A 25,642-nucleotide genomic window follows, 5' to 3' on the forward strand; every position below is an offset into this window, starting at 1 on the left:
CTGTTAATCAGCAAATTCTGAATACTCAGCCGTCTCTGTTGCTTCAAGCGGTCTTTCATCTGGTTCGATGAGTGCCGAATGGTCTACGATTTGATCCTTAGGGATCACGCGTTTTTTATAAAAGTTTGGTTCTTCGGCCTTCACTGATGCAATGGTTCTGGCCGGAGCTTCAAATGATGTAACGAAGGCCATCAAAGCAGCGTCTTTCTTTTTCTTCAGAATCGAAAGCGCAGTAAGTCCTCTTCCGTCCTTCTTATTAAAGTCGGCCTTTTGTTCTTTCCAATAAGAGAGCATCGGCAAACAGTCATTTTCAGCAGCAATGGTTAATGGAGTAGACCCGTCCTTGGCCTTGGCGTCCCAACGAAGCTGCCCTTTTTCATGCAGAATCGCAGTCAGCTTATGTGCACAAGCGGCACTCGCCATATGAAGAAGTGTCCACCCCTTTGGGCCATAGGCCAATTGATACTTTGGATTCTCAAGGGCCATCTGAGAAAGGAGTTCAGGATTATTTTTTCCAATTGAAAGAGAAACAACGTCGAAAGGTTTACCTTCGGTCTGTTGAACGTAAGGTACTTTTTTATTGTGAAGGTACTTCATGAAAGAAGCACGTTCAAAATAAGACATCCCTTGAGCAACAGTGTAGACCTGCCCATCGATTGCAGGAAGATTGTCATGTAGCTTACCACCTGCCTCAATGAATGCTTCAAATGCCTTCTGGTCGTTCTTAATGAGAGCGAGAAGAGCATCATCGGTTGAGCCTGAACCATTCTGTGCATTTTTTGGATTTGAAAGAAGCCAGACAGTCGAAACTGCAACTACACCTAATAGACAAGCAGCTGAAATCAGAGCGCGCTTATTATCCACAAATTCCCCCCATGGAAGTAGTGATCAAACGGCATCATTCTAATTTAAGACGCAACCTGAGAATGGGAATTAATGTGCAAAATCCATGAATCTGAGCTCTTAGTTAAATAGGCCCTGCACCAAAAACAAAATTTATGACACGAAAATTTGGCAGTTAGAGATTATAAGTTACAATAATTCCATGAGGTATATCCTTCTCTTGACTCTCCTCATTCAGGCCTTTGATGCATTCTCTTCTCCTGCAGAAGAGCCGCCTGATACCTCTATTCGCTTTTTGGAATCGGCCCGTGAAATTTTCGGGACACAAGCTAACTTTGCGGCCAACCGCCTCGATTCCTTCTTTGCTACGGAACGAGCAGACGATGAATTTGGAAGAAGTCGAATCCGTATTCGTTCTCAATATTTTATCCGTGAAAGAGCGGTCTCTGATCTTAACAATCAGTATCGTGTTAACTTAAAACTTCCCCGCCTTGAGCAAAAGTTTCGTTACGATGACGAAGACGAGAACAGAAAAAAGAAGCGAAGAAAAAATAGTCCTGTTAGAGAAGCGGATCTAACTGAGAAACTAACCAGAGATAGAATCGCCACAGGCTGGCTCTTCAATGCCGACGTTGGCGTAACTGCCGCCATTCCTCCCCGCTTAACGACGCGAGGTCGTATTCGTAAGACTTTTCTGACCGGAACCTTGATCAATCGTTTCGTGGAACAGCTTACCTATGTGACGAGCGAAGATGGACTTCAGGAAGAGACCCAACTGAATACAGACTATATTTACTCCGACGAGTTTTTCTTTCGATTTGTTAATGAAAAGAGATGGCAGATTCTTCAAAAAGAATTTAATACCAATCATGGTCCAACCTGGTGGCATCGATTGACCGAGGATGATGCTTTTATCTACGGGGCAACTTTCCAGACCATCATTAACAATAGTCCTTGGTATGTGAATAATTACAGACTGAGTGTTAACTACCGTCGAAATTTATATCGACAATGGATTTATTTCGATGTGATTCCTGGTCTGGATTTTCCTAAAGTCTGGTCGTTCCGCCGTACACCCTTCATCACCCTTCAGCTTGAAGTTCTCTTCGGAACATAGTTACGGAACTATTACCGGCCCGCGGATTCACCACTAAAGAATATGGTTCGTCGGCGCTGAGATATTTCAAAAGGACGAGGGCCTCTTCATCTTTTTTTAAAGCAAGACCTATCATTCTCTGAATGACTTCGATGCTTTCTTCGCTAATATTTTTTCGCGGCAGAACCAAAATATCCTGGTGCTCAGTAGGAGCTTCATCACCAATCAGATAGAGCTCTTCAAAAAGTTTTTCCCCAGGTCGCACTTGAGTAAAAACAATCGGAACATCTTCTTCACTTTTACCAAACTGCTGAAGCACTTTCTTCGCCATCTCCACTACTTTAACTGGTTCTCCCATCTTAAGGATATTCACATCTCCGGGACTAGAAATCTCACCGGCCTTTAGCACTAACCTGACTGCTTCTTCAATCAGCATAAAGTATCTCATCATTTCTGGATGAGTAATCGTAATGGGCCCACCGGAGAGAATTTGCTTCTCTAAAAGAGGAATCAAACTTCCTGAACTTCCTAAGACGTTTCCGAACCTGACCGAGCAATACCTGTCTCCACTCTTTTCTGCGGCATGTGTAATCAGCATTTCACAGACCCGTTTGGTGGCACCCATAACACTTATAGGATTTACGGCCTTGTCCGTAGACACCATCACAAAAGAATTTACCCCAAAGTTCAGGGCACAATCTATGAGGTGCTTGGTACCTAAAACATTATTGATGATGGCCGTAAAAGGATTGCGCTCGACCAAGTGTACATGCTTATAAGCGGCGGCATGATAGATGTATTGAGGACGAAATTTTTCGAATATGGCCTGCAAAGAAGCTTTGTCTTTAATATCTCCCAAAATTGAAATAATCTCTGACAGAGAAGTCAGCTCTCGAAGCTCCAGATCAATGTTATAAAGATTAAACTCAGAATGATCCAAAAGGAGTAGTTTCTTTGGTCTCATCTGGAGAATTTGTCTTGCTAACTCACTTCCGATTGAACCGCCAGCACCAGTGATCAACACCACACTATTACTCAATTGATCCTCAACATGACCAAGATCAACTTCCACCGGATTTCGATTAAGTAATTTATGTAAGTCCAAGCTCATGACTAAACTAAACCAAGAAATCCCAAGATGGTCCAATCTAAATTTTTGGTCTTCCTCATCAATTTAGTTCTAGGGCATCACTCTCTTATTTTATGATTATAGGACCATCAATTTTGAGGATAATGAAGTGTCTAAGATCCGTTCAGAAGTCAATTTCGAGACCCGCAATGGTCGCACCCTCTCTCATCGCAGAGAGTTTTTTGAAAATGGAATTCTATTCAGGGAAGGCCACTACTCTAAAAGTCAGGCCAGTTGGGGTTGGGACATCCCTATCGGAACCGTCAAAACCTTCGATGAAAATGGAACTTTGAGAAAGGAAGAGCACTTCGATGAAACCGGCTCGCTCAGTGGTGAAAGCAAGTACTTCACTGCCAAGGGCGAACTCCAGCGAACTGCCACCTACAGTGATGGAAAACTGAAGGATGAGAAAGTGTTAATCGATTTGAGTATTAAAGAAATAAAAGTGATCTAAAAAAAAAAGGGCCCCGTTAGGGGCCCTCATTTTTATAGAAGAGCAATTAGAGGAGCGATTAGAAGTGATACTACTGACATCACTTTAATTAGGATCGCGATACCCGGACCAGATGTATCTTTGAACGGGTCACCCACCATATCACCTACTACGGCAGCTTTGTGAGTATCAGTACCTTTCTTCTCACCAGCAAGTTTGCCTTTTTCGATGTATTTCTTAGCGTTGTCCCAAGCACCACCAGCGTTCGCCATGAAAAGCGACATAGTAGCACCTACAGCAAGAGATCCTGCAAGAAGACCAGCAAGAGAAGCTGGACCCATGAAGAAACCAACAAGCACTGGAGCCAGAATAGCAATGATACCTGGAAGGATCATTTCTTTAAGAGCAGCAGATGTAGCGATATCTACGATTTTCTTCGGCTCTGGTTCAGCTTTAAGCTCCATAAGACCTGGGATCTCGCGGAACTGACGACCGATTTCTACAACGATCGCACCAGCAGCTTTACCTACAGCAAGCATTGTTGTTGAACCAACAAGGAATGGAAGGATAGCACCAAGAAGGATACCGATTAGGATTTTTGGATCAGTAAGAACTAGCTCAACTGCACCAAGACCGTTAAGTGAACGAACGTGGTTGATTTCGATGTTGAAAGCAGAGAATAGAGCAAGCACTGTAAGGATCGCAGAACCGATCGCGTAACCCTTACCGATGGCAGCAGTTGTGTTACCAACCATATCTAGCTCATCTGTGATTGCACGAACGTCAGGGCCTAGACCAGACATTTCAGAAATACCACCAGCGTTGTCTGAGATTGGGCCGTAAGCATCAACAGTCATAACAACCGCTGTACCACCTAGCATACCAACTGCAGAAAGAGCGATACCGTAAAGACCTAGGTACTTGTTAGAAAGGTAAGCAACAACAGCAACCACGATCATCGGGATAGCAGTTGATTCCATACCTACAGCAAGACCTTGAATTACGTTTGTACCAGCACCTGTTTTTGCTGATTCAGCAATACGAGCAACTGGGTTAGCAGAAGTATAATAATCAGTAACAAGACCGATAATAGTACCGCCGATCGCACCGATCGTCATAATTGCAGTTACAGATTGATTAATTCCTAGAGATGCCATGATCACGTAAGACGCGATTGCAAGAACAACTGGAGGAAGGATAAGAGCACCACGAAGAACTTTCGCAGGGTCCATGTTCTTCATCATACGAGCGATGAAGATACAAACGATAGAAACCGCTAGACCAACAGCTGAAAGAACTAGAGGAAGACCAACTGCAACTAGTTTATTAGTTACAAGATCACCAGAAGTAAGAAGAGTTGGAAGCTCAGAAGAAGTAAGAGCGATCGCCATAGCAGCTACGATTGCAGCAACCATTGACTCGTAAATATCTGCGCCCATACCAGCTACGTCACCAACGTTATCACCTACGTTATCTGCGATAACACCAGGGTTACGAGGATCATCTTCAGGAATGTTTTCGATTACTTTACCAGCGATATCTGAACCTACGTCAGCAGCTTTTGTATAAATACCACCACCGATACGAGCGAAAAGAGCGATCGATGAAGCACCTACTGCGAATGAGTGAAGGATCGTTGCAAGGTGCTCAGAATCTTGGAAATAGATGTAAAGAACACCAAGACCAATTGAACCTAGACCAGCAACAGAAAGACCCATAACCGCACCACCATCAAGGGCAGTAAGAAGAGCTTGAGCTTTTGAACCAGTACGAGCAGCTTGAGTTGTTTTAACGTTAGCGTAAGTCGCCGCCTTCATACCGATGTAACCAGCAAGAAGAGAAAGGAATGCGCCAAGTACGAATGCAGCTGCGGCCATACCACCAAGACCGTAACCGATCAAAGCAGCAACCACTACGCCGTAAACAGCGAGTACTTTATACTGTCTGAAAAGAAACGCCATAGCGCCTTCGCGAATATAACCCGCGATACGTTCCATCGTTTCTGTTCCTTTTCCTAGTTTCATTACCTGAAAATAGAAGAAGGCCGCGATCAATAGGCCTACAACGCCAAAGATCACTGGGGTTTTCACCCACAACAACCAAGATTCCATCATGCTGATCTCCTCAATATAGTGCAGAAAAATTTTGTATAGAATTTTGTACTAAAGATGACGGGTATCGTAAATGTAAAATAGGGAAAAGACGTAGATGACTTGGAGCGGCGCGAACGCTCATTGAAAACGTTCGCACCTGAAAAGAATTACTTACAGATTCCGACGCCCCAACCTAGGGTGAACACCTTTCCAAGCACATTGCCATAATTATCAACGACAACGCTTAAAGTGATTCCTGCACCGTCATCGCGATTAGCAAATGGGTGAAAATCATACGTTGTTACTGCGACTGCTTTTGCAGTAGGAAGTTTCGCGATTTTTAAAATCGACTTCACTCTCTCTAGCTCGTGCTTTGAAGTGGTATAACGAACATCAATTTGTTTTTCAGTCGGGGCCTGTTTTCCATCCACCATAATTTTAGCAGAGTAATTATTCATGTTACGGTTAACCACGATTGAAAAATTGATTGGTTCCAAATGAGGAAGATCATCAGTTCCTGAGATGAATTGGCCGTTACGGCAAGTTTCAACCACGGCCCCGAAAGAGTGAGCTGAAAACAGAATGAAAGCGACTAAAATCAAAAGATTTTTCATGGGAGATCTCCAAATAAATTAGTGGCACATCTATAAAACAAATTAATTCGGTCTTAAAGCGAGTATGAAAACCTTCTATGCTCATTTGACGAAGTTTGCGCACTCCCTTAATTTGGAGCATGGTCAATCGTAGGGAAATTCTCATCCAACATATGGAGGCCCTGGAAGCTCGTGGAATGGGCTGTCTGGGATGCAAAGGTACATGCTGTACTTTCGAGGCCAACTCCATGCTTTTGACTCCGCTCGAGGCCCATGAGCTTTTCACCTTCCTGCAGTCAAGTGGCCAGCTCACCCCTGAGCTTAAGGCCAAACTAGAAGCTACCATCACCACCTATCGCTTAGAACCCAAATACCCTAAAACTCGCTCTTATCTTCGTAAAACTTATACCTGCCCTTTCTTCGGACATATGGAACTCGGTTGTCCTCTTCCTCGCGAAGTAAAGCCCTATGGCTGCCTTGCCTTTGATTCCCATCATGTGGATCTTAAGGCCTCAGAACACTGCTTTTCAGAGATTGAAATTCTAGAGGAACGCGAACGTCTCCACCCAGAGGAAAAAGAGCTCAATGAAAAGATCCAGAAAGACTTTAATATCTTCTGGGAAAAGAGCCCTATTCCTAACGCTCTCCTCGATTTTTGGAAAAATTGACATTTCTACCCGCATCCAGCTGAAATAGAAGTAACAAGGATGTTACATGAAATTTCTTCTGCTTTGCTCCCTCTTTACCACTACCCTTCTTGCTCAGACCTTCGTTTCAAACGAGACCAAGAGTGATTTCAAATTTCAGGGTACTGTCATCAAGGAAGCCACTCAAAAGAAAGCTGTCATGACTATCAGGCAGAGTAATGGCAAACAGGACCTGGTACTGGCCATGGAAGTGAAGGACTTCGAGTTCAAAGATTCCTATCAAAAAGAAGAGTTCAATGACATCTATATGGAGTCTCACCTCTTCCCACAAATTAGAGTGACCGGACAATTGAGTGAGAGCATTGATCTTACTGCCGATGGTCTATACCCCGTCACATTCAAGGGACGATTCACCATGAGAAAAATTCCGGTTGAAGTCGAAATTCCGATGAAGTTAGAAATCAAAGATAAGACGATGACGGTTTCTTTTGAAAAAGAAGTGGACCTGAAGGCCTTTCAAATTTCATATGCTGGAGCAGGTTCCGCCATCGGCAGAACCGCTACATTTATTTTCAATGGAAAATTAGTTCGAACTCACTAAGGAAGTTGAGCGGCCAGGTTCTTTACTTCATCAGATACTTTAGCGTCTGAAATAGGAAGAAAGATTTCCCAGTTATTGATTTGCGTAAGTGTTTTTTTCCAACACACAGCTCGGATGGCCGGAACTAGATCATCGTTCTCAGCACAGCTCTTCATAAACTTCAAAGTCTCTTCGCGCTTTGCAGGATTGGCATTGGCCTCATCAATCAACTGGCCAATTTTCATTCCACCCTCGACGATAAAATCAGGAGTGTGGTGAACTTCCTCATCGGTCAGACCTTCCAGATCTCTGAGTGACGGAAGCTCCGTCATCTTAACTGAAAGTTCTTTTGGATCAGTAGATGGAGTTGAAGTCGTTGGGGCCACCTTAGGAATCGCCGGTTTGTGATCGTGGTCATGATCGTGATCATGCTGCTCAGTCGTCTTTTCAGACTCTGTTTCAGAAACCGTCGTTTCAGTGGATTTGTTTCGGAGAAACATCATCGCCCCGAGAACCAGGGCGATGACGACAACAAGTGATAACTTGGTTTTTCTATTCATTACTTTCTAATCTTAAGAGAACGATCCATCATCTGTTGAGAAGCTTGTAGAGAAATTGCCTGCCACTGACCTTCTGGTCTTGGGTCTAGGATGATGTTCTTGCTTGGCATATTTGAAGGAACATTTCTCTTGTCGTTTTCTAGCTGAGCGATGCGAGCTTCAAGGTTTTTGATTTCAGCATCAATTTCAGCTTGAACGTCAGGCTTCTGAGAAGGACGCATGGCCTTATATTGCTCGATTGTTTGTTTCTTCTGGTCAATCTGAGTCTGAATCACGAAACGCTTAGCATCAGGCGTAAGTTTCAGAATACGGTTTAATGAATCTGCAACCTTCACAGTCAAAGCACCAAGTTCTTTTTCAGAACACTTCGTACAGTTCATAAGCATGTGCTTCTCTGAAAGACCGCCAACTGTATAAGAACCGTTTACTGAGAATTCACAGGCCGCAGCACCTTTATACGGGTGATTTGGAGGACAGATATCGTGTGTGAACGAGTTGCTCTTCCCGTTACCGTCAGAGTGACGAGCTTCGTGGAAAAGTGTTCCTAGACGAGAAATTGAGTTCGCAGGTGCATTTACGTCAGGATTAAGAAGGAAGCGTGGAAGGAAAAGACCTTCACCAACTTGAAGAAGTCCAACGCGTGCAGAAGTAAGCATTACTTTCTCACCGTCGAAGTTAACACCTAGAAGAACGTTGGCCTGCTTACCCATAAGGTAAACTGCGCCACCGAGGTTAGACATAACAACAACTGGTTTATTCTCTTTGCTCTTTTCACCGTCAGCTTGCATTGACGAGAAAGCATCCGGAAGCGGAGTATTTGGAAATTTGTAACCAGAGGTCTGAAGAACAGTTCTGTCATCAAGCTGGTAGCTTTCGCCAACGATATAGCGAACACGGTTTACAAGCCAGTTATGCATGTTAGGACCATCGCCCTTAGTAACCTGGGCCGTGCCCATGAAGATAGGATCTGGTCTTGTAACTGGAGTGTTATATAAATAACCCAAATCAACTTTAAGTTGATCGATTTGAACTTTAGGCATCGAAGAGTGAAATTTCATTCCACCGAATTCAGTCGCAGCAAATGCAGACGTGAGGGTGGTAGCAGCTAGAGTAAGTACAGCAAGTAGTTTCATTCCTTTCCCCTATTTCGTTATGGTTTCTAAAGGTGAGCTGTAGTAACACTCCGAGGCGCATTAGGCGACTTGTTTTTTCTTATGTGAAAAAAATACATGGGTGGTTTTTTTTGGATTAAAAATCATTTATGGCAAAAAAAAATCACCGCCTTACGGCGGTGATCATTGCTAGAGATAATCTTAGGGAAATTTTATTTAAGAGATTTTTCCATCAACTTCGATGATTGCTTAACAGTCATCTCAGAGAATTTTCCTTCCGGAGTGGCATCGAAATCGGCCGGCTTCTTAGAAGGGCTGTATGAAAGATTTGCGATCTCTTTTTCAAGTTGAGCAACCATTTCTTTGAGTGCATTGATCTCACGTTGGTAATCAGCACGTCTCTCTGGAAGGATTGTGATGATGTTCTCGTAAGTCTGAATAAGACTCTTGTATTGCTCAACTTGAGCAAGCATTACCGCTCTCTTCTGAGCAGCAGCGAGATCAATCACGCGGTCAAATGAATCAAGAACCTTTACTGCAAGACCAGATAATTCAGTTTGAGAACAGTCTGTACAGTTTTGAAGAAGCTGACGTTCAGCAAGTCCACCAATTGTATATGAACCATTACCTACGATCTCACAGGCGGCATATCCACCGTATGGGTGACCATCAGGACAAACCTTGTGCAAGAAACCTGTCGATTTACCATTACCATCACTGTGACGAGCTTCATGGAATAGAGTTCCAAGACGAGAGATTGAATTTGAAGAGGCCTTTTCATTATCTTTGTTGATCATGAATCTTTTTAAGAAAAGACCCTCACCAACCTGAAGAACTCCTGTTCTTGCAGAAGTCACGTAAACTGTTTCATTATCCAGTTTCAGACCGAATGGAACCTTTGCTTTCTTACCAACTAGATAAAGAGCTCCACCAATATTTGTCATGACAGTTTTAACACCACCATCATCTTCGCCTTCATCGTTCACACGAGAAAGTAATTCGAAACCTTCAGGCATTGGAGTTTCAGGAAATTTGAAGAACAGAGCGCGTCTGATGCTAATCTCGATATTTTCTTCTTTAAGCTCATAGCTCTGACCCACGATATAGCGAACACGATTAAGGAGCCAGTTATGCATGTTCTTTCCATCTACCGCTTGCATCTTAGTCGCGGCCAGGAAGTCGTTATCAACTTTTAAAACTGGATTTTGATACACATAACGAAGGTCGTTTTTCAGAATATCGATCTGTTTTTGTTCAACAGATGAGTGGAATGTGACCCCACCAAATTCAACATTTGCGAATGCAGGTGCCATAGAAACGGCAAGTGTGAGAGCTGCAAGTAACTTCATTTTATTCTCCTAGGTTCTAAGTGGAGCGCTTATAACACGGCGCAACCTTTTAGTGTTCCTAAGATGTAAAAACTATCTAGCGACGTTGATCTAAAACCTGGCTGATTTTGCCAGTTCTGGGGTTACGAGGAATTGCACCTGATTGCACTGAGGTAAGTAGGATGTCTTTCTTAAATTCCATTAGCGAGATTGTATCTTTTACATCCCGAGAGCGCTGATAAAGATCCTGAATCAAGGTCTCCTGATCAAATTCTGTTTGGCCTTTCTCATAGGTAATCGAAAGTTTCTCTCTTACGACATTGGCCTCGCGACTTTCGGTAATTTTAATCTGAAAAGTGAGAACCCCTCGGTCACTCATTACCGCCTCAACGTCTGTCGTAAGTAATCGGCATGACCAAATCTGGATCACGTTGTCCACGCGACCCAAAAGCTTAAAGCGCTTATCTAGACTTCCACATTCACAAGTGCCTTCGATCCATTCAATCTTATCGCCGGTGCGGTAGTTCTTTATCGGCATGGTATTGCGAGCATAAGAAGTTACGATAGCTTCTTCTTCTACGATGTTGAGTTCCACCAAATCACTAAACAAGTGATGCTCACCATGACCAGAATGGGAACACTGATATCCAATAACCCCAGCATCCACTGAAGCATAACCAGCAGAACCAAAAAATTTCGTGTTCCAGGTCCGAGTGAGATAATCTTTTCTAATTTCTGAAAGGGCCTCACCAGCATAGAAGATCATAGGAACTTCGATCTTCTCCCCTTTCTCTTCCATATATTCAGCATTCATGACCAACATCGATGGAATTCCCATCACGACATCGGGCCTAAATTTTTTAAGGTAAAGAAGAATGTTATCAGTAGTGCACATGCCGCCAATAGGTAGTTGAACCGCGCCAATTTTTTCAAGAGCTCGCTCAACACACATGAATGATGACCAGAGATTTCCGGCCACAAATAAATTGGCCACCGTCATTCCCGGACGAACGCCCTGACGAATGAGGTTTGAGGCCAGCATATCACTCATATAATCAAACTCTTCGTAACTAAAATGAACAAATTTTGGTTCACCAGTCGTTCCGCCAGAAGAGAACACATACCCACGGGGACGTTCTGATTTTTCAAAATGTGATTTCAGAGTCGTAGAGTTTTCGACTTCTAAAATTTCTTCGCCATAATTCTGAGCACGGATTTCATCGCCAATGAAATTCACCAGTTCGCGAAGTACGAAACGACCATCATGAGGAGCACCATCCATTCCGAATGTGACTGTTCCAAGAGGAGCGAACCGTTTGATTCCTGTAAGTGAAAGAGTCTCCAGGTATTGAGACTTTTCATCGGTGCCTAATAGATAAGAGCAAGACTGAAGATAGTATGAAAACGGTTCTAGAAGTGAATAAAGCTCTTCCAGGTCTTTAAAACGCTTCACGATGAGTGAACGGTGAAGAGGCGAAGGCTTCAATAATTTATTTTGCTCTAAATGAATAAGGTGTTCAGGACCTGAAGAAACTTTTCCTGCTTCCATCAGTTCAGAATAAAGACCGCGATATTTTTCTTTTAAAATTTCAGTGGCCTCATCATCCGAGATCGTTCCGCGAGAAGGAGCTTTCAAGAAGGCCCGCTCTAAGGCGCTTAGAAGTTTGGCCTCATCAACGCCTTCTTCTAAATAAAGGTTTTGCGGAGATGCGCAAGCTGACTGGTCCCAAGGAAGAATATCGGCCACGATCTTCTCTGCCACTACTTCAAGGTTCTTGCCTAGAAGCCCGGATTTAGAAATAAGTTGAAAAGAAATCTTCGGCCCAAAGTCCAAAAGTTTCACCTGCTTTGGAAGATCTTTCTGGTAACTCGCGATCATTTCCTCACCGCCCCAGGCGATGATGGTATTTACTTTGGACTTAATGAAAGTTTCGGTTTCAGAATCTCCGCCCTTCCAATGAAGGACAGCGAATTTATCCGAGAGAATTTTATTTTTATCAAATGCCTTAAGCTTTTCAGCAAAAAACAGAGGGAAAAATTGATTCTGACTACTCACTTTCACGATGGAGAGATTCTTAGTGAGGAACCCCATGATGAGTGAATCGATTGAACTTAAGAATACATTTCCGGCAGTCACATGGAGGACAACCCCATTAGCAATCGCACGAACTTTCCCGCTGCCATAAGGGAGTTTCGTAAATCGATCGAGGACCGCAGGACGAACAAACTCTGCTTTGATTCTTTTTTCTAAACTCTCCCGCGACAAAAGCCCAGGAAGAAGTGAAAGAGTTTTTTCTGTTTCTTCAAGTGAGAAACCTGATTCAAGGATCAGACGAGGTAGGGCCTCTTGTGATAGAGTCGTCCATTCTTTAGAAAAAGAATCCAGGAGTTCAATGATGGAATCAATTGAAGTCGCATGAAGAGCACGGCGTTTTTGAGACAGAGAAGACCATTTGGCAGAGTCTTGCCATTCCTTCTTATCTGATAAATTTTCGCCAAACCAAAACATTACTTCTCCAACAGTTCGAGGGCCTTTAGTGCACAGCCCTTGTGTTTTGATACACCGGCGCGTCCTTCAAGAATCAAGACATCACCTTTTATTCCACAAGCACATTCACCTACTCGACCATAATCAGTGGTAAGAAGGCTTGGAGCTGGATAACTAAAATTATAAGAGCACAGAAAATGTAAAAGACCTCTTTCACCTTTGGGTCTTAAACTCAAATCGTGAGGCGAACGAACAAACACTCGGGCATAATTCGGAATATGAAGATTTCCCAGCTCGCAATCAACATAAGGTATACCGTGCTCAACCATTCCGAAAAGATCTCGTTGATTCTTTTGCGGAATTCCTAAACGCTCTTCAATGAACTTTCTAAACTCCTTCTTGGGAATTTCCTTATCTGCTTTACCCTTCCAACCTCCCCCGGTTTGTAACCAAGAGTCTGCTCCAAGGTCGAGCTTGATATCATGTTTTTCAATCATCTCGAATAGCAAGGCAGGAAAGCCCAAGATACGAGTCGAAGTGCCTGAGGCGGCAAAACGCTTCAAGGCCTCAATCACACCTTCTTCATTAAGGGCGAAATCCTGCTTATCTTCTTGCCACTGAATGGCGTAATAAACTTCTTTTTTGCCGGTGAAGTTCGTTAAGAGCTCATCCGTAAAAGCAGTTCCCAGGTCATTTGCGACCTTAGGATCATAGGTGAAGCAAAGGTAGTTATATTCTTTATCACTCGCCATCCCTAAGGACTGATGAATGGTAAGAGCGAGCTTTTTCACATTATTAAGGCTTTGTTGATCAAGAAATTGCTGAGACTTTTGTCCACCGGTACCAGAACTCGTCAGAGTTAAAACGAGATCTTCTTTTTTAGCAGTTCTTAGCTCATGTTCTTTATATAAGTGCACCATCGTGCCCGGAACTTTAGTAAGGTCTTCTTCCGTTTTAATGCTAGACGGATGAAAGCCTAACTTGTCCCAAAGCCTTTTCGTGAACGTATGATTGTTATAGTGATGAAGGGCATTTTCCTTAAAACTCTCAAGGAAGAGTGCCCGAGAAGCCCCAGAAAATTCAAATGGGTTTGAATTAAGAAGTTTCTCAGTTGGGGTCATAGGTTTAATAATTTTGGATTTAACGACATCCGCTTCCAGGCATTGAAATACTCTTCCAAATAAACTTGATTAAGGCCCTTTAAGCGCACGTTTTGGAAATCAAAGATCTCAAACGAGCGACTAAAAACCACGAAGTCATGACGACGATCTCCCACCTTCTGAAAGGCAGGGAAAAGGCCACACGGAATGAACTTCGCTCTTAAAATACTCTCTAAAATCTTTGGACGATCTGCTCTTGCAATGACTTCAATATAACGAGCACCGGCGTCTCTCAAAAGTTTATTGGAACGAAGGAAGAGATCCGTGAAGTTAAGGTTTCCAGGCATCTTACCGCCAACAATCACGCAATAGCCGTCGACACTTGAAAGATGGCAGAACAACTCTACCGATTGATCGGGAGTCAGGATCACAAGATTTGGTTGATGAAACGGGAAGAACTCAAACTCTAATTGTTTTTCGTTCTTCAGATGCTGATAACGGTAGTTCACAAACTTTGGAGATTTCACCACTTCCAAGTCACCTGGCTCAACCAAAACTTTAGAGGGCTTATCTGGGATGATGGTTTCCAGAGCACCCATCCCCACTTCATTTTGAACAATATCATAAAGAGAAGCGACTTCATGATGGATCATGTAGCTTTTGTTTCTCTTCTCCAAGGCCTCAGGATAAACAATTGCCGCCAGACAATGAGTCTCATAATCATTCGTTCGATGAGCATTAGGAAAAATCCCTAACTTTTTAAAGCCCAATTTCTCAGTCAAAGTTTGGGCCGCTTCGTTTACAGTTCGAGTGGTCGAATAGATCACATCCACGCCACCGGTTTTCTCACGGAGATATTTAATTCCGTATGCAAGAAGCTCTTCCATGATGCCACGTTGGCGATATTCATTTCTCACCACTGCTCCAAAGGCCTTGGCGATCAAATTTTCTTTATCGTACGCAGTGAGAACTGAAGCAATGATTTTACCATTGTCCTTGGTCACGAACCAGAATCCCGCCTCGGATTGAATGAACTGACGGATAAGGCCGAAGTCCTTCATCAAAGGATCAGGATACGTTCCTTGATATACATCAAAGTAAAGCTGAGATATCTGAAAGATGTCTTCTTCGGTGGCCAGTTGTAGGTTCATGGCCAGAGAGTACCATCACTAGAATTTTCCTCAAGCGACCGCTACCTTTTTACAAGGTGTTTGACTCCGAAAAGCAATATAAGTACCTTACTTTCCATCCTTATGAAGAATGTCACCACCCCAATGGGGCTTTATTATCAATTTCCTTTCGTGGACCGGAAAGAGCGGGCCCAGATTCTGGCCTGGCTTGAGACCCTTCATCCACTATGGGAAATGCGATTTTCAGAACACAACCCACCTCCGGAAGGTGATGAGCAGCGACCGCTTTTGAGACCCGTTTACTGGCTGGGAAACTGGCAGTTTGCTTGTTTAGATTATTATCATCCACCTAAGGGAATCCTTCATCGCTGTGTTCGCGCAGAAACTTATCCCCCACTACTTCAAAAACTTGTGGATCGAATTGAATTCATCGCCAAGAAGCGTTTCCCGAAAAGTTACTTCCCTGAGAAATGGAAACTCAATACATGTCTCATTAATTTCTACGGGAATAAATTTGAAGACGGCAAATGGGTCGATCGCGCTCGCGTTGGCGAACACAAAGATTTTGAGCCAGGACCGGTAGGATCACTGTCTCTGGGAGATCGCGCTTTCTTTCAATTTGTGAATGGGAAATCGACTCTGGGTGAAGACAATATTGTGTTCTCACAGTGGCTTGAAGATTCTTCGCTTCAAATTTTTGGTGGCGATAAATGGAAGATGAAAACTTTCCATCGCGTTCAGAGAGTTGAAGATAAACGTAAGGAAACCCTCGGCCCTAAAATTGAAAACTTCCAAACTCGCAGGATTAACTTCACTTTCAGATACGTTCCTGAGGAACACATCTATCAATTGAAAGATATGCCGGCCCCTAAGCTTCAGGACATCCGTCCCTATTTGGAGACCCTGGCCCAGAACTCTACCTACTTTAAAAAGCTTATAACCCCTTAAAAACACACTTAATCAGATAAAAGCACTCAAGTTACCTGATTACCTGACGAAAAGACTCTAAACAAGCTAGGAGAGGATTTACCTCATGTTTAGAGTACTACCTGTACTCGTGGGGGTGTGGTGTGCCTGCAGTTTCGCGGACACTACTACCAACCAGGAGCTCTTAAAAAATTTGAGTGCACGAATGGAGAAGCTTCCTTCGAAGAACGGCACACTTATTAAGAGTTTCACTCATCACACTCAAAGTTACATTTACGATCAAGCGTTGGCGGTCATTGCATTCGCTAAGGCAAAAGAAAAAGATAAGGCGAGGTCACTCCTGCTCGGACTAGAGTCCCTTCAGATGAAGGACGGCTCGCTTTACTTTTCTTATTACATGGATGGAGTTTCTCCTTATCCAATCGAAGGTGATAAGCGTTTCGCCGGAGCGATTGCCTGGGTGGCACTGGCGGCCTCGCACTATCAGCATGCTTTTCACTCAAAAGAATTTTCGCCGTTCAATTATCGCATTCTCTCTTATCTTCAATCACAAATGGCAGATTTGAAAGTTAATGGCGAAGAGGTCAAAGCAGTCCGCTTTGCGCCGACTGATATTAAGGCGACTCGCTGGAATGAAGCTGAGACCGTGGCCCTTGAACATAATCTGGATGCATATGCGGCCTTTAAACACTTTGCTCAGTTGAATAAAACTGAGAAATGGAACAAAGAAATTAAAAGTCTTAATCTTTTCATCTTGAGTATGTGGGATTCTTCTCGCTCTCACTTTTGGTCTGGGGCCAATGTAAAAACTGGTGCCATTAACAAAGATGAATTGTATCTGGATAATCAAAGCTGGAGTTTACTTGCTTTGGATCGTGATTCCCTCCGGGAAATTAACCCAAAGCTTGCCATGGATCTAAACTGTGAATCTTTCTATGTTGAACATGAAAACGTGAAAGGCTTTATGGATAGTAAACCCACTCGCAGACCCGCCTCTTCTCAATTTGTGTGGTCAGAAGGAACGCTTGGGCAAGTGTTGGCCATGAAAAAGGTCGGCTCTACTTGTAATAATCAATCGGCCAATCAGTTCATGTATTCGGTTCATAAAATGAAGAAAGAAGATGGCGGTATTGCATACGCCACTTTCACTCCCAACCCTGACTTCACTACTGCCTCATCTGTGGCGGGGACTGCTTGGTTATACTTTGCCGTGAATGATGTGAATCCGTTTGATCTTTAGACTTCTAAATCTTTCAGTTTGAGTTCGTAGCTCTGAAAAATCTCATCATGCTTCATGGTGATTTCAGTCAGCTCTTCAAAAGATGAATCAATTTTTTTATTCACCTGACCCAATCTCTGAGATGACTCCTGCATTTTTTTGGAATCATTCGATGGATCGATAAGTATGCCCTCAAGTTGCTTCTGTTCATCCTCGAGCTTCATGATCTCTTTCTCAAGACTCTCCATCTTCTTTTTCATCGGATTAAGTTCACGACCGCGCTCGATGATCATTTCTGAACGAAGACGTTTTACTTCCTGACGATTTGGTTTATCAGCGGTCTTTTGAGGAACTGGAGCGGCCTCCTCTTCTTCCCAACCAATTTTCTTCAAGAAATCGTCATAAGTCTCAGACAGGAATTCCACTTTATCGTGGTGGAAAACCACGAGTTTGGTCGCCACGTCCCGGAGCATACTCTCTGAGTGGGTAACAATAATCACGGCACCCGGGTAGTTTTGTAATTCGAGTGTGAGTGCTTCCACTGATTCTTGGTCCAGGTGGTTGGTGGGCTCATCCAGAAGTAAAAGATTGGTAGGTTTAACTAAAAGTTTACCCAGAAGAACTCTTGCTCGCTCTCCCCCGGAAAGAACCTTGATTTTTTTCTTGGCCAGATCTCCACTAAACATCATGACACCCGCAATGCTGCGAGCGCGCTGAAGACCCATCATGGGATTTACCGCGAGAATTTCTTCTTCAATAGTATTCTCAAGATTCAGGCGATTGATATTGGTTTGGCCAAAGTGACCCATCAGAAGATTTACGTTTGAATTAATTGAACCAGTTTTCGGTTCTAATTCACGGGCGAGAAGATTCAAAAGAGTCGACTTCCCTTTTCCGTTTTTACCAATGATGGCAATTTTGTCATTCCTCTGAATGAGAAGATTAAGATTTGAGATAAGGTTCTGGTCGGTATATCCAAAGCTCAGTTCCTTAGCATCAATCAAAACTTTGCCAGGACATTCTTGAAAGTTAAATTCAAAATCCAGAGTCGCTTGCATCGCCAAGGCATCCATCGTCGGCATCTTTTCTAAGAGCTTCATACGAGATTGCGCCTGAGTGGCCTTACTTGCTTTCGCTTTAAAGCGGGCAACGAACTCTTCCAGGTCTTTGCGCTTTTTCTCCGCATTGACTCGGGTTTTTTCATACATTTCTTCTTCGGCCACGATCTGTTCAAAGTACTTGGTCGAGTCACCTTTGATCTTGAAAAGTTTTTGCCGCCAAATCCCCATGGTGTGTGTCGTAACATCATCCATGAATCCCCGATCATGGGTAATCAAAATCATCTCGCCCTTAAACTCACGAAGAAACTTCGTTAACCAGCGCATCGAGACGATATCGAGGTAGTTGGTTGGCTCATCGAGAAGCAAACAATCAGGCTCAGAAAGAAGGACCTTCGCAAGATTTAAACGAATTTGATAACCACCAGAGAAGTCAGAAGGTGCTCTGGTAAAATCGGACATTTTAAATCCTAAACCCAGAAGCATTTTTTCAACTTTATATTGTTCAAACTCTGCGTTCTCTCCACGAAGTGCAGTTTTACATTCATCCAAAATTGTTGAATGAGTGAAATGAAGATGCTGCTTTAAAGTCCCAATTTGGTAGTTTTTAGGAATGATATATTCACCACTATCATAAGACTCTTCACCCAGAAGAATTTTAAACAGAGTCGATTTCCCGGTTCCATTCCTTCCAACAAGTCCGACACGTTCGCCTTTACCCAGAGTGAAAGTGACGTCCTGAAACAACACCTGTGTTCCGAATCCCTTACTTAAATTTACAACTTGAATCATGGTTCCTCAGTACTTGCAGCTTGATCTTCTTCACCTGGAGGCGGAGGTGGCGGGGCCATCTTTGAGATCTGTACATTCAATATCAACTGGCAGTTAGTGGCCAGGGCCCGGACAGTCGGATCTAGTTTATCGTTGGTTAAAATCTTTGCGATGGCCGCTTCACGATCAATGTACTCATTGAGCTTTTCTTCTTCCGGAATACTGTCTCCGAAAGTCGTTGCCACCATACAGTTAGTGTCTTTAGTTTTTGAATAAGCCGTCAGGAAATTTTGCATATCAATTTCCATCCATAAAGAGAAAAACCGCTTAATCATTTCCTGGTTTTCACCTTGGAGAACATTTAAAAGATCCAGAAGAAAGTTCACCATTTCTGGTTCATTATTATTTAATAGATCTCTCCAGCGAAAAACCACCATCTCAAGTTCTTTATCCAGAGTCAGGTTGAACATTGTGGGGTGACTCTTGAAATGAGTCATCGCCGTTTCACGAATGTCTTTCGTCGGATTATTGTGAAAATCGTCCAATAAGGCCAGGAAGACCTGACGTGATGTTTGCTTTAACGTTTTGTCCTGAGACATCGACACGACTTCATGAACTGCGGTTGGTTCACTTGTTTGAGTTTCAGGTTGAGATGAGTTGATTTTTTCTGATGCTTTATCGAAAAGGCGCAAGACCACATCAATGCGGACCAGGACCACTACGATGACTAAGACAACCAGATATTTCATAGCAAAAGGATAAATCAAAACATATAATCTAGCTATGATTTCCCATCATGCCTTATTGCAATTCCTGAACCCTTTGGACTGGATTATCTTCTTTGCCGTTTTAGCGGCAACTTTCGCATGTGTGGTATGGGGACAGAGTAAGAAACAGAAGCTTTCAGAGTCTGAACAAATGAGTACGGTGGAACTTCTCCTTATGGGTAGAAGACTAACTCTGCCAATTTTTGTGGCAACTCTTGTGGCCACTTGGTACGGTGGGATTTTCGGAGTAACCGCACTCTCTTACGAAAAAGGGATCTACAATCTTCTGACTCAAGGGATTTTCTGGTACGGAAGTTACCTCATCTTTGCTTTTTTTCTAGTCAAAAAGATTCGCAACTACAACGTCATGACCATCCCAGAGATGGCGGGTAAGGTCTTCGGACCGAAAGCAGAAAAACTCACTGCTACTCTGAATTTCCTGAATCTCTTACCACTCGCCTACACCATCAGCCTTGGCCTTTTTCTTCAGGCTGTCTTTGGTGGTTCCCTTTTCATCAATACATTTTTGGGTGTTTTACTTGTGACTCTATGGTCACTGTGGGGCGGATTCCGAGCGGTAGTCTACTCAGATATCGTTCAATTCGTAGTGATGATTGTAGCAGTGTTTTTAGTGGTGATATTTGCTTGGGCACAAATGGGCTCCCCGTTTACACTCATGAGTCAACTTCCCGCCACTCACCTGGATTGGACCGGCGGTGAAAAAACCAGCACGATTTTAGTCTGGGGATTCATTGCTCTATCAACCCTGGTTGATCCGAATTTTTATCAACGAGTTCTCGCAGCTGACAGTGAAAAAACCGCGAAACGCGGAATCATTATCTCAACAATTATTTGGTTCTTCTTTGATTGTTGTACCACTTTAGGTGCTCTCTACGCTCGAGTGGCACTTCCCAATGTTGATCCTAACAACGCTTATTTGCAATTTGCGATTCAACTAGTTCCTCATGGGGTGAGAGGGTTTATCCTCGCTGGAATTCTCGCCATCATTCTCTCTACTCTTGATTCTTACATCTTCAATGCTGCCACTTCTGTCAGTTATGATTTTTTCAAAATCAAAGATCGCTTCAAAGTTTGGCATCACCATATTGCCCTTATATCAGTGAGCCTTGCATCAGTTTTGATCGGTCTTCAATTTGAAGGAAATGTTGTGGAAGTTTGGCGCACCTTAGGTGGATTTTCGGCCGCCTGTCTTCTTTTTCCACTCTTGGTTGGACAATGGAAACCGGGAGTCATTTCGGAGAAAAGTTTTTGTTGGGCCGTATCATTTGGTTGTATTGGCATTGTGTCATGGAAAGTTATTAACAAAGTTTTTGAGTTATCCACAATCGACGAGTTCTACATCGGACTTCTTTGTACAACTCTGCCCCTAATTCCGTCCCTCCTTCGTAAAAAAGCCTGATCGACTCTCTTGTCTCTGCGCATTCTAGAGTGTCATTTCGCACAAAAGCTGTTATCGTCGGTGCATATTTTTTCGACAGTTTCGCCAACAAAAGGATGACGTGTGACTACACCTACAAATGAAACGACGTCGGCCGAAGAGAAGTATCGTCTGGCCCTCGACTATCACGCCCACGGACGCGCTGGTAAAGTTGAAATCACTCCAACAAAACCAACAATGACTGCGAGAGATCTCTCACTTGCATATTCGCCAGGAGTTGCGGCCCCATGTCTTGAGATCGCAAAAAATCCTGATGATGTTTATAAATACACTGCAAAAGGAAACCTGGTTGCTGTTCTTTCAAACGGAACTGCAGTTTTGGGCCTTGGTGATATTGGTCCATTAGCTGGTAAACCAGTAATGGAAGGTAAAGGTGTACTCTTCAAGCGTTTTGCTGACATTGATGTTTTTGATATCGAAATCAACAACCGCTCTGTAGAAGAAATCGTTCGTACAGTTAAGTCTCTTGAACCAACATTCGGTGGTATCAATCTAGAAGACATTAAAGCTCCTGAGTGTTTTGAAGTTGAAACTCAGCTTCAAGAGATCATGGATATTCCTATTTTCCACGATGACCAACACGGTACTGCCATCATTGGTGGAGCAGCTTTCCTTAACGCTTGTGAAATCACAAACCGTGATATTTCAAAAGTTAAAGTAGTTGTTTCAGGTGCTGGTGCAGCTGCGATTGCTACTGCTAATTTCCTTCTTGAACTTGGTGTAAAACGTGAAAACGTTCTTATGGCAGATTCTAAAGGTGTGATCTACAAGGGTCGTACTGAAGGTATGAACAAGTACAAAGACGCTTTCGCGAATGAAACTAAATGCCGTACTCTTGCAGACGCCATGGTGAATGCTGATGCTTTCATCGGTTGTTCAGCAAAAGGTCTTGTATCGAAAGATATGGTTAAAGCAATGGCGAAAGATCCTATCATCTTCGCAATGGCAAACCCTGATCCTGAAATTACTCCTGAAGAAGTAGCACAAGTTCGTTCGGACGCTATCATGGCGACTGGTCGTTCTGACTATGCTAACCAAGTGAATAACGTTCTTTGTTTCCCATTCTTGTTCCGTGGTGCACTTGATGTGCGTGCACGCAAGATCAATGAAGAAATGAAGAAAGCGGCAGCAATGGCGCTTGCAAAACTTGCGAAAGAAGAAGTTCCTGAAGACGTTAAACGCGCCTATGGAAATGAGAATTTCTCTTTCGGACGTAACTACCTCATTCCAAAACCTTTCGATAAACGCGTTCTTACTTGGGTCGCTCCTGCAGTTGCAAAAGCAGCCATGGATTCAGGTGTGGCCCGCATGCCAATTGAAGACTTTAATGCTTATGCAAAATCTCTTCAAGAGCGTTTGGGTCAGGTTGGCTCAATCATGAGAAACATCCGTTCTCGTCTTCCAGGTGCCGGTAAAGCTGAAAAGCCTCGTATCGTTTTCCCTGAAGGAACAAACGCACGTATTCTTAAAGCAGTTTCAATTCTTCGTGACGAAGGTCTGATTCAGCCGATCCTTCTTGGTAACAAGAAAATCATTCACCGTAAGATGGATGAGCTTGGGGTTTCTAATCTTAAAGATCTTGAAATCATCTATCCTGAAGACAATGCTAATTACGAAACATTCGTAAAAGATTACTTCACTCAACGTCAGCGCAAAGGTGTTTCATACTCTTTTGCTAAAGACACAATGAAGCGTGGTAACTACTTCGGTTCAATGATGGTTAAAACTGGAAACGCTGACGGTATGATTACAGGTGCGACTCAGAACTATCCTGAATGTATTCGCCCAATCATGAAAGTCATTGGTACAAATTCTCCAGGTCGCGCGAAAGTAGCGGGCATCATGATGCTTGTATTCAAGCAACGTGTAGTGTTCCTTGCTGACTGTACTGTTCAGATGAACCCAGATGCTCACGATCTAGCGGACATCGCTCTATCAGCAGCTCAAATGTACCGTAATGTAATGCAAGCAGAACCACGTGTAGCGTTCCTTTCATACTCGAACTTTGGATCAAACCGTGATCCACAAGCTGCGAAGATGGCCGAAGCCGTAAAAATCGCAAAAGCAAAAGACCCAACTCTTATTGCTGATGGTGAAATGCAAGCAGACGTTGCTGTTAATGCTGACATCATGAAAAACCTTTTCGAGTTCTGCTCACTTGATAAGGCCGCAGACGTTCTGATTTTCCCTGACCTTGGTTCAGCGAACATCAGCTACAAGCTTCTAGCACAACTTGGTGGAGCGACTTCAATCGGTCCAATCCTTCTTCCATTGAAATACGCAATCAACATCGTTCAGCGTACCTCAACAGTTGATGAGATTGTGAACATGAGTCACCTGACTGCCCTAATCTCGCAAGAGATCAAGGCCCACAGAGCACTAAAACATTCTTAAGGAGAAACATATGTCATTCCAAAAAACTATCATCAATACAGATAAGGCACCTGCGGCAGTAGGTACTTACTCTCAAGGCGTTTTCCATAACGGCGTTTATTACTTCTCGGGCCAAATTGGTCTAGATGCAAAAACTGGCGAGATGGCGAATGGTTTCGATGCTCAACTTGAAACAGTTATGAAGAACATCGACGGTCTTCTTCAGTCTCAAGACCTGACTCGTGCAAACATCATCAAAACAACAATTTTCATGACTGACCTGGCGCAGTTCGGGAAAGTGAATGAAGCTTACGTGAAATTCTTCGCAGCTCCATACCCTGCTCGTTCAACTGTTCAAGTTTCAGCTCTGCCTAAAGGCGCAGTGGTTGAAATTGAGGTTATTGCTGCTAAGTAATTATGTTTGGACGTAAGTATACTTTCGAATCAAAAACCACCAGACTACGCCGCTTAGCTTTAAGCGGCGTTTTTCTGGCGTGTCTCACGATCGCTCTTGTCGTTAGCTTTATCGTTTATATTCCGATTTACGCTAAAATGCAGAAAGGTCGCGCGGCAGGTGCCTTCTTCCAGAAGTCTCCGGATGCTATTGCTGTATTTACAGGAGACAAAGGTCGAATTGCATACGCCATGGATCTTCTTAAAAAGAATCCTACGTCTAAACTATTCATCTCTGGGGTTCATGCTGCGAACTCGGTTCAAACGCTCATTAACAAGCAATCTAACGATTCTACAGCACCGGAAATTAACGATGCTGGAGTTCAGGTGGACCTGGATTATGAATCAAAGAATACTTTCGAGAATGTGCGTGAAACTGTTTCTTACTTGAAGGCCAATCCAGAGATTCAGAACGTGTTGATCATTTCAAGTGATTACCACATCATGAGAATTAAACTCATCATTGCTCACTTCCTATCGGGCTCAAAACAGCAGTTTTACTTCGATAGCGTGCCTAATACCTACACCACCTGGAAGGACACGAAGAAGCTTCTAAAAGAAGCGGTAAAGATCGTGAGGACCTTCATTCAGTTGAAGATTTTTAGAGAAGATTTTGTAACTGAAGATTAAATTACAAGTTCAGTCGCTGGATCAAACTGAGCAGGATCAATTGTGCTATCAGTTTTGCAATCTAGCTCATATGGGAAATTAAATGTATTTGGCGTTCCACCATTGGACTTAATCGTACAGTAAGAACGATTGGCATAGTTGGTATACGGGTAACTCAAATTTGGAGGACTTGTTCTTCCAGTCATTACGTACTCATAAACTTCGGTTTTAGAAAGAGTGTCGTCTGACTCTTTATAAATCTTCTTTTCACGTTTAAGTTTTCGTACGCCAAAGTAGCCAGGAAGATTGAAATCAAAAGTGTATGTCACGATGGGCTTGTAGTAAGTTTCCGAATCGTCAGAACCTTGGGCCTCTTCAATTTTTGCGGAAGCTGAAGTTGTACCATCAGAAACAGTGAGAGTCTTAGCGCATTTTTTTACTCTAAGATCAGCAATTAATTCCGAATTTGTCGTTGTATTAATTTTCAAAAAGCGATTCGTAGTAGAACCACCTTCGGTTAATGTCAGAAGAAAATAGGCCACACTACCAGTAACGTTCCAAACGCTGATATATGAGGTTTCTATGACTGTATTATCTTTTTTATACTCATATTTCCAAGACTGGTGACGAAGCATATCGACCATCTTCTCATTGGAAAGAGCGGCGAAATCTTCGTAATCTCTTTTTGAGTCTTCAAGACACTTAAGTTCACGTCGTTGACGAATAGCTTCCTGCTCGCCAGGGGTTAGCTCATTGAAAGCACGAATAGTCTCCTCTTTACAAGAAACACTAAGGAGCACCAATGAAGCAATCAGGATGAATGATTTCAGAATCTGTATCCCCCGCCAAGAGCATATACGATTACAGGATCTAT

General features: G+C 43.2%; 23 protein-coding genes. 10 read left to right on the plus strand and 13 right to left on the minus strand.

Annotation, left to right across the window (positions count from 1 at the left end):
• Positions 1–3: 3 nt before the first annotated feature.
• Complete coding sequence (locus tag SOO65_RS18815; protein ID WP_321394123.1) at positions 4–864, minus strand: ankyrin repeat domain-containing protein; 861 nt, start codon at positions 862–864, stop codon at positions 4–6.
• Positions 865–1,045: 181 nt separating this feature from the next.
• On the opposite strand from SOO65_RS18815, the gene SOO65_RS18820 reads away from it, so the two are divergent.
• Positions 1,046–1,960: a hypothetical protein gene (locus SOO65_RS18820; RefSeq protein WP_321394125.1), complete on the plus strand. Its 915-nt coding sequence runs from the start codon at positions 1,046–1,048 to the stop codon at positions 1,958–1,960.
• On the opposite strand, the gene SOO65_RS18825 is transcribed toward SOO65_RS18820, so the two are convergent.
• Positions 1,926–3,050 (minus strand): UDP-N-acetylglucosamine 4,6-dehydratase family protein, encoded by a 1,125-nt coding sequence (locus tag SOO65_RS18825; RefSeq protein WP_321394127.1) that lies wholly within the window; start codon positions 3,048–3,050, stop codon positions 1,926–1,928. The genes SOO65_RS18820 and SOO65_RS18825 overlap by 35 nt on opposite strands.
• Before the next feature lie 127 nt (positions 3,051–3,177).
• Between SOO65_RS18825 and SOO65_RS18830 the strand changes: the two genes are divergently transcribed.
• On the plus strand, positions 3,178–3,522 hold the full coding sequence (locus SOO65_RS18830; RefSeq protein ID WP_321394130.1) for a toxin-antitoxin system YwqK family antitoxin: 345 nt from the start codon (positions 3,178–3,180) through the stop codon (positions 3,520–3,522).
• Positions 3,523–3,554: 32 nt separating this feature from the next.
• On the opposite strand, the gene SOO65_RS18835 is transcribed toward SOO65_RS18830, so the two are convergent.
• Together SOO65_RS18835 and SOO65_RS18840 are read right to left on the minus strand one after the other, a co-directional pair.
• Positions 3,555–5,612 carry a sodium-translocating pyrophosphatase gene (locus SOO65_RS18835; protein WP_407677025.1) on the minus strand — a complete coding sequence of 686 codons (2,058 nt, stop codon included), beginning with the start codon at positions 5,610–5,612 and terminating at the stop codon, positions 3,555–3,557.
• Positions 5,613–5,761: 149 nt separating this feature from the next.
• Positions 5,762–6,208 carry a hypothetical protein gene (locus SOO65_RS18840; RefSeq protein WP_321394140.1) on the minus strand — a complete coding sequence of 149 codons (447 nt, stop codon included), beginning with the start codon at positions 6,206–6,208 and terminating at the stop codon, positions 5,762–5,764.
• A 119-nt stretch (positions 6,209–6,327) separates the two neighbouring features.
• On the opposite strand from SOO65_RS18840, the gene SOO65_RS18845 reads away from it, so the two are divergent.
• Positions 6,328–6,855 carry a hypothetical protein gene (locus SOO65_RS18845; protein WP_321394142.1) on the plus strand — a complete coding sequence of 176 codons (528 nt, stop codon included), beginning with the start codon at positions 6,328–6,330 and terminating at the stop codon, positions 6,853–6,855.
• A gap of 46 nt (positions 6,856–6,901) precedes the next feature.
• The gene (locus SOO65_RS18850; protein ID WP_321394145.1) at positions 6,902–7,435 is read left to right on the plus strand and encodes a hypothetical protein; all 534 of its coding nucleotides are present in this window, start codon (positions 6,902–6,904) and stop codon (positions 7,433–7,435) included.
• On the opposite strand, the gene SOO65_RS18855 is transcribed toward SOO65_RS18850, so the two are convergent.
• The 6 genes from SOO65_RS18855 to SOO65_RS18880 form a co-directional block, all read right to left on the minus strand.
• Positions 7,432–7,974, minus strand: coding sequence for a hypothetical protein (locus SOO65_RS18855; protein ID WP_321394148.1), 543 nt, complete (start codon positions 7,972–7,974; stop codon positions 7,432–7,434). The genes SOO65_RS18850 and SOO65_RS18855 overlap by 4 nt on opposite strands.
• Positions 7,974–9,107, minus strand: a complete 1,134-nt coding sequence (locus SOO65_RS18860) for a hypothetical protein (RefSeq protein WP_321394150.1) — start codon at positions 9,105–9,107, stop codon at positions 7,974–7,976. The genes SOO65_RS18855 and SOO65_RS18860 overlap by 1 nt, the downstream gene beginning before the upstream one ends.
• 191 nt (positions 9,108–9,298) lie before the next feature.
• Positions 9,299–10,435 carry a hypothetical protein gene (locus tag SOO65_RS18865; RefSeq protein ID WP_321394153.1) on the minus strand — a complete coding sequence of 379 codons (1,137 nt, stop codon included), beginning with the start codon at positions 10,433–10,435 and terminating at the stop codon, positions 9,299–9,301.
• A 76-nt stretch (positions 10,436–10,511) separates the two neighbouring features.
• Positions 10,512–12,923 carry an acyl-CoA reductase gene (locus SOO65_RS18870; RefSeq protein ID WP_321394156.1) on the minus strand — a complete coding sequence of 804 codons (2,412 nt, stop codon included), beginning with the start codon at positions 12,921–12,923 and terminating at the stop codon, positions 10,512–10,514.
• A complete protein-coding gene (locus tag SOO65_RS18875) occupies positions 12,923–14,023 on the minus strand; it encodes a LuxE/PaaK family acyltransferase (protein ID WP_321394159.1) in 1,101 nt (366 codons plus the stop codon). The genes SOO65_RS18870 and SOO65_RS18875 overlap by 1 nt, the downstream gene beginning before the upstream one ends.
• A complete protein-coding gene (locus SOO65_RS18880; RefSeq protein ID WP_321394162.1) occupies positions 14,020–15,153 on the minus strand; it encodes a GNAT family N-acetyltransferase in 1,134 nt (377 codons plus the stop codon). Before SOO65_RS18880 ends, SOO65_RS18875 begins: the two co-directional genes overlap by 4 nt.
• 102 nt (positions 15,154–15,255) lie before the next feature.
• On the opposite strand from SOO65_RS18880, the gene SOO65_RS18885 reads away from it, so the two are divergent.
• Positions 15,256–16,080 (plus strand): alpha-ketoglutarate-dependent dioxygenase AlkB, encoded by an 825-nt coding sequence (locus SOO65_RS18885; RefSeq protein WP_321394167.1) that lies wholly within the window; start codon positions 15,256–15,258, stop codon positions 16,078–16,080.
• 85 nt (positions 16,081–16,165) lie between these two features.
• On the plus strand, positions 16,166–17,299 hold the full coding sequence (locus SOO65_RS18890; RefSeq protein ID WP_321394176.1) for a hypothetical protein: 1,134 nt from the start codon (positions 16,166–16,168) through the stop codon (positions 17,297–17,299).
• Here SOO65_RS18890 and SOO65_RS18895 read toward each other — a convergent pair.
• Together SOO65_RS18895 and SOO65_RS18900 are read right to left on the minus strand one after the other, a co-directional pair.
• Positions 17,296–19,128 carry an ABC-F family ATP-binding cassette domain-containing protein gene (locus SOO65_RS18895; RefSeq protein ID WP_321394179.1) on the minus strand — a complete coding sequence of 611 codons (1,833 nt, stop codon included), beginning with the start codon at positions 19,126–19,128 and terminating at the stop codon, positions 17,296–17,298. The genes SOO65_RS18890 and SOO65_RS18895 overlap by 4 nt on opposite strands.
• Complete coding sequence (locus SOO65_RS18900) at positions 19,125–19,856, minus strand: hypothetical protein (protein ID WP_321394182.1); 732 nt, start codon at positions 19,854–19,856, stop codon at positions 19,125–19,127. The genes SOO65_RS18895 and SOO65_RS18900 overlap by 4 nt, the downstream gene beginning before the upstream one ends.
• A gap of 34 nt (positions 19,857–19,890) precedes the next feature.
• Between SOO65_RS18900 and SOO65_RS18905 the strand changes: the two genes are divergently transcribed.
• The 4 genes from SOO65_RS18905 to SOO65_RS18920 all read left to right on the plus strand — a co-directional run bounded on the left by SOO65_RS18905 (position 19,891) and on the right by SOO65_RS18920 (position 24,789).
• Positions 19,891–21,294, plus strand: a complete 1,404-nt coding sequence (locus tag SOO65_RS18905) for a sodium:solute symporter family protein (RefSeq protein WP_321394186.1) — start codon at positions 19,891–19,893, stop codon at positions 21,292–21,294.
• A 102-nt stretch (positions 21,295–21,396) separates the two neighbouring features.
• Positions 21,397–23,727 (plus strand): NADP-dependent malic enzyme, encoded by a 2,331-nt coding sequence (locus tag SOO65_RS18910; RefSeq protein ID WP_321394189.1) that lies wholly within the window; start codon positions 21,397–21,399, stop codon positions 23,725–23,727.
• Between the two features lie 10 nt (positions 23,728–23,737).
• On the plus strand, positions 23,738–24,121 hold the full coding sequence (locus tag SOO65_RS18915; protein ID WP_321394192.1) for a Rid family detoxifying hydrolase: 384 nt from the start codon (positions 23,738–23,740) through the stop codon (positions 24,119–24,121).
• A gap of 2 nt (positions 24,122–24,123) precedes the next feature.
• The gene (locus SOO65_RS18920; protein ID WP_321394195.1) at positions 24,124–24,789 is read left to right on the plus strand and encodes a YdcF family protein; all 666 of its coding nucleotides are present in this window, start codon (positions 24,124–24,126) and stop codon (positions 24,787–24,789) included.
• Here the strand turns inward: SOO65_RS18920 and SOO65_RS18925 are convergent.
• A complete protein-coding gene (locus SOO65_RS18925) occupies positions 24,786–25,571 on the minus strand; it encodes a hypothetical protein (protein WP_321394198.1) in 786 nt (261 codons plus the stop codon). The genes SOO65_RS18920 and SOO65_RS18925 overlap by 4 nt on opposite strands.
• Positions 25,572–25,642: the final 71 nt, after the last annotated feature.

Origin of the sequence: Peredibacter starrii, assembly GCF_034259205.1 — a bacterium.
Taxonomy (GTDB): Bacteria; Bdellovibrionota; Bacteriovoracia; order Bacteriovoracales; family Bacteriovoracaceae; genus Peredibacter; species Peredibacter starrii.

Coding starts and splice junctions, on each gene's coding strand:
- SOO65_RS18890 (WP_321394176.1), top strand. CDS start 16,166: ATGTTTAGAGTACTACCTGTACTCGTGGGGGTGTGGTGTGCCTGCAGT.
- SOO65_RS18895 (WP_321394179.1), bottom strand. CDS start 19,128: ATGATTCAAGTTGTAAATTTAAGTAAGGGATTCGGAACACAGGTGTTG.
- SOO65_RS18885 (WP_321394167.1), top strand. CDS start 15,256: ATGAAGAATGTCACCACCCCAATGGGGCTTTATTATCAATTTCCTTTC.
- SOO65_RS18840 (WP_321394140.1), bottom strand. CDS start 6,208: ATGAAAAATCTTTTGATTTTAGTCGCTTTCATTCTGTTTTCAGCTCAC.
- SOO65_RS18915 (WP_321394192.1), top strand. CDS start 23,738: ATGTCATTCCAAAAAACTATCATCAATACAGATAAGGCACCTGCGGCA.
- SOO65_RS18860 (WP_321394150.1), bottom strand. CDS start 9,107: ATGAAACTACTTGCTGTACTTACTCTAGCTGCTACCACCCTCACGTCT.
- SOO65_RS18905 (WP_321394186.1), top strand. CDS start 19,891: ATGATTTCCCATCATGCCTTATTGCAATTCCTGAACCCTTTGGACTGG.
- SOO65_RS18875 (WP_321394159.1), bottom strand. CDS start 14,023: ATGACCCCAACTGAGAAACTTCTTAATTCAAACCCATTTGAATTTTCT.
- SOO65_RS18835 (WP_407677025.1), bottom strand. CDS start 5,612: ATGGAATCTTGGTTGTTGTGGGTGAAAACCCCAGTGATCTTTGGCGTT.
- SOO65_RS18855 (WP_321394148.1), bottom strand. CDS start 7,974: ATGAATAGAAAAACCAAGTTATCACTTGTTGTCGTCATCGCCCTGGTT.
- SOO65_RS18850 (WP_321394145.1), top strand. CDS start 6,902: ATGAAATTTCTTCTGCTTTGCTCCCTCTTTACCACTACCCTTCTTGCT.
- SOO65_RS18880 (WP_321394162.1), bottom strand. CDS start 15,153: ATGAACCTACAACTGGCCACCGAAGAAGACATCTTTCAGATATCTCAG.
- SOO65_RS18820 (WP_321394125.1), top strand. CDS start 1,046: ATGAGGTATATCCTTCTCTTGACTCTCCTCATTCAGGCCTTTGATGCA.
- SOO65_RS18845 (WP_321394142.1), top strand. CDS start 6,328: ATGGTCAATCGTAGGGAAATTCTCATCCAACATATGGAGGCCCTGGAA.
- SOO65_RS18900 (WP_321394182.1), bottom strand. CDS start 19,856: ATGAAATATCTGGTTGTCTTAGTCATCGTAGTGGTCCTGGTCCGCATT.
- SOO65_RS18865 (WP_321394153.1), bottom strand. CDS start 10,435: ATGAAGTTACTTGCAGCTCTCACACTTGCCGTTTCTATGGCACCTGCA.
- SOO65_RS18870 (WP_321394156.1), bottom strand. CDS start 12,923: ATGTTTTGGTTTGGCGAAAATTTATCAGATAAGAAGGAATGGCAAGAC.
- SOO65_RS18920 (WP_321394195.1), top strand. CDS start 24,124: ATGTTTGGACGTAAGTATACTTTCGAATCAAAAACCACCAGACTACGC.
- SOO65_RS18825 (WP_321394127.1), bottom strand. CDS start 3,050: ATGAGCTTGGACTTACATAAATTACTTAATCGAAATCCGGTGGAAGTT.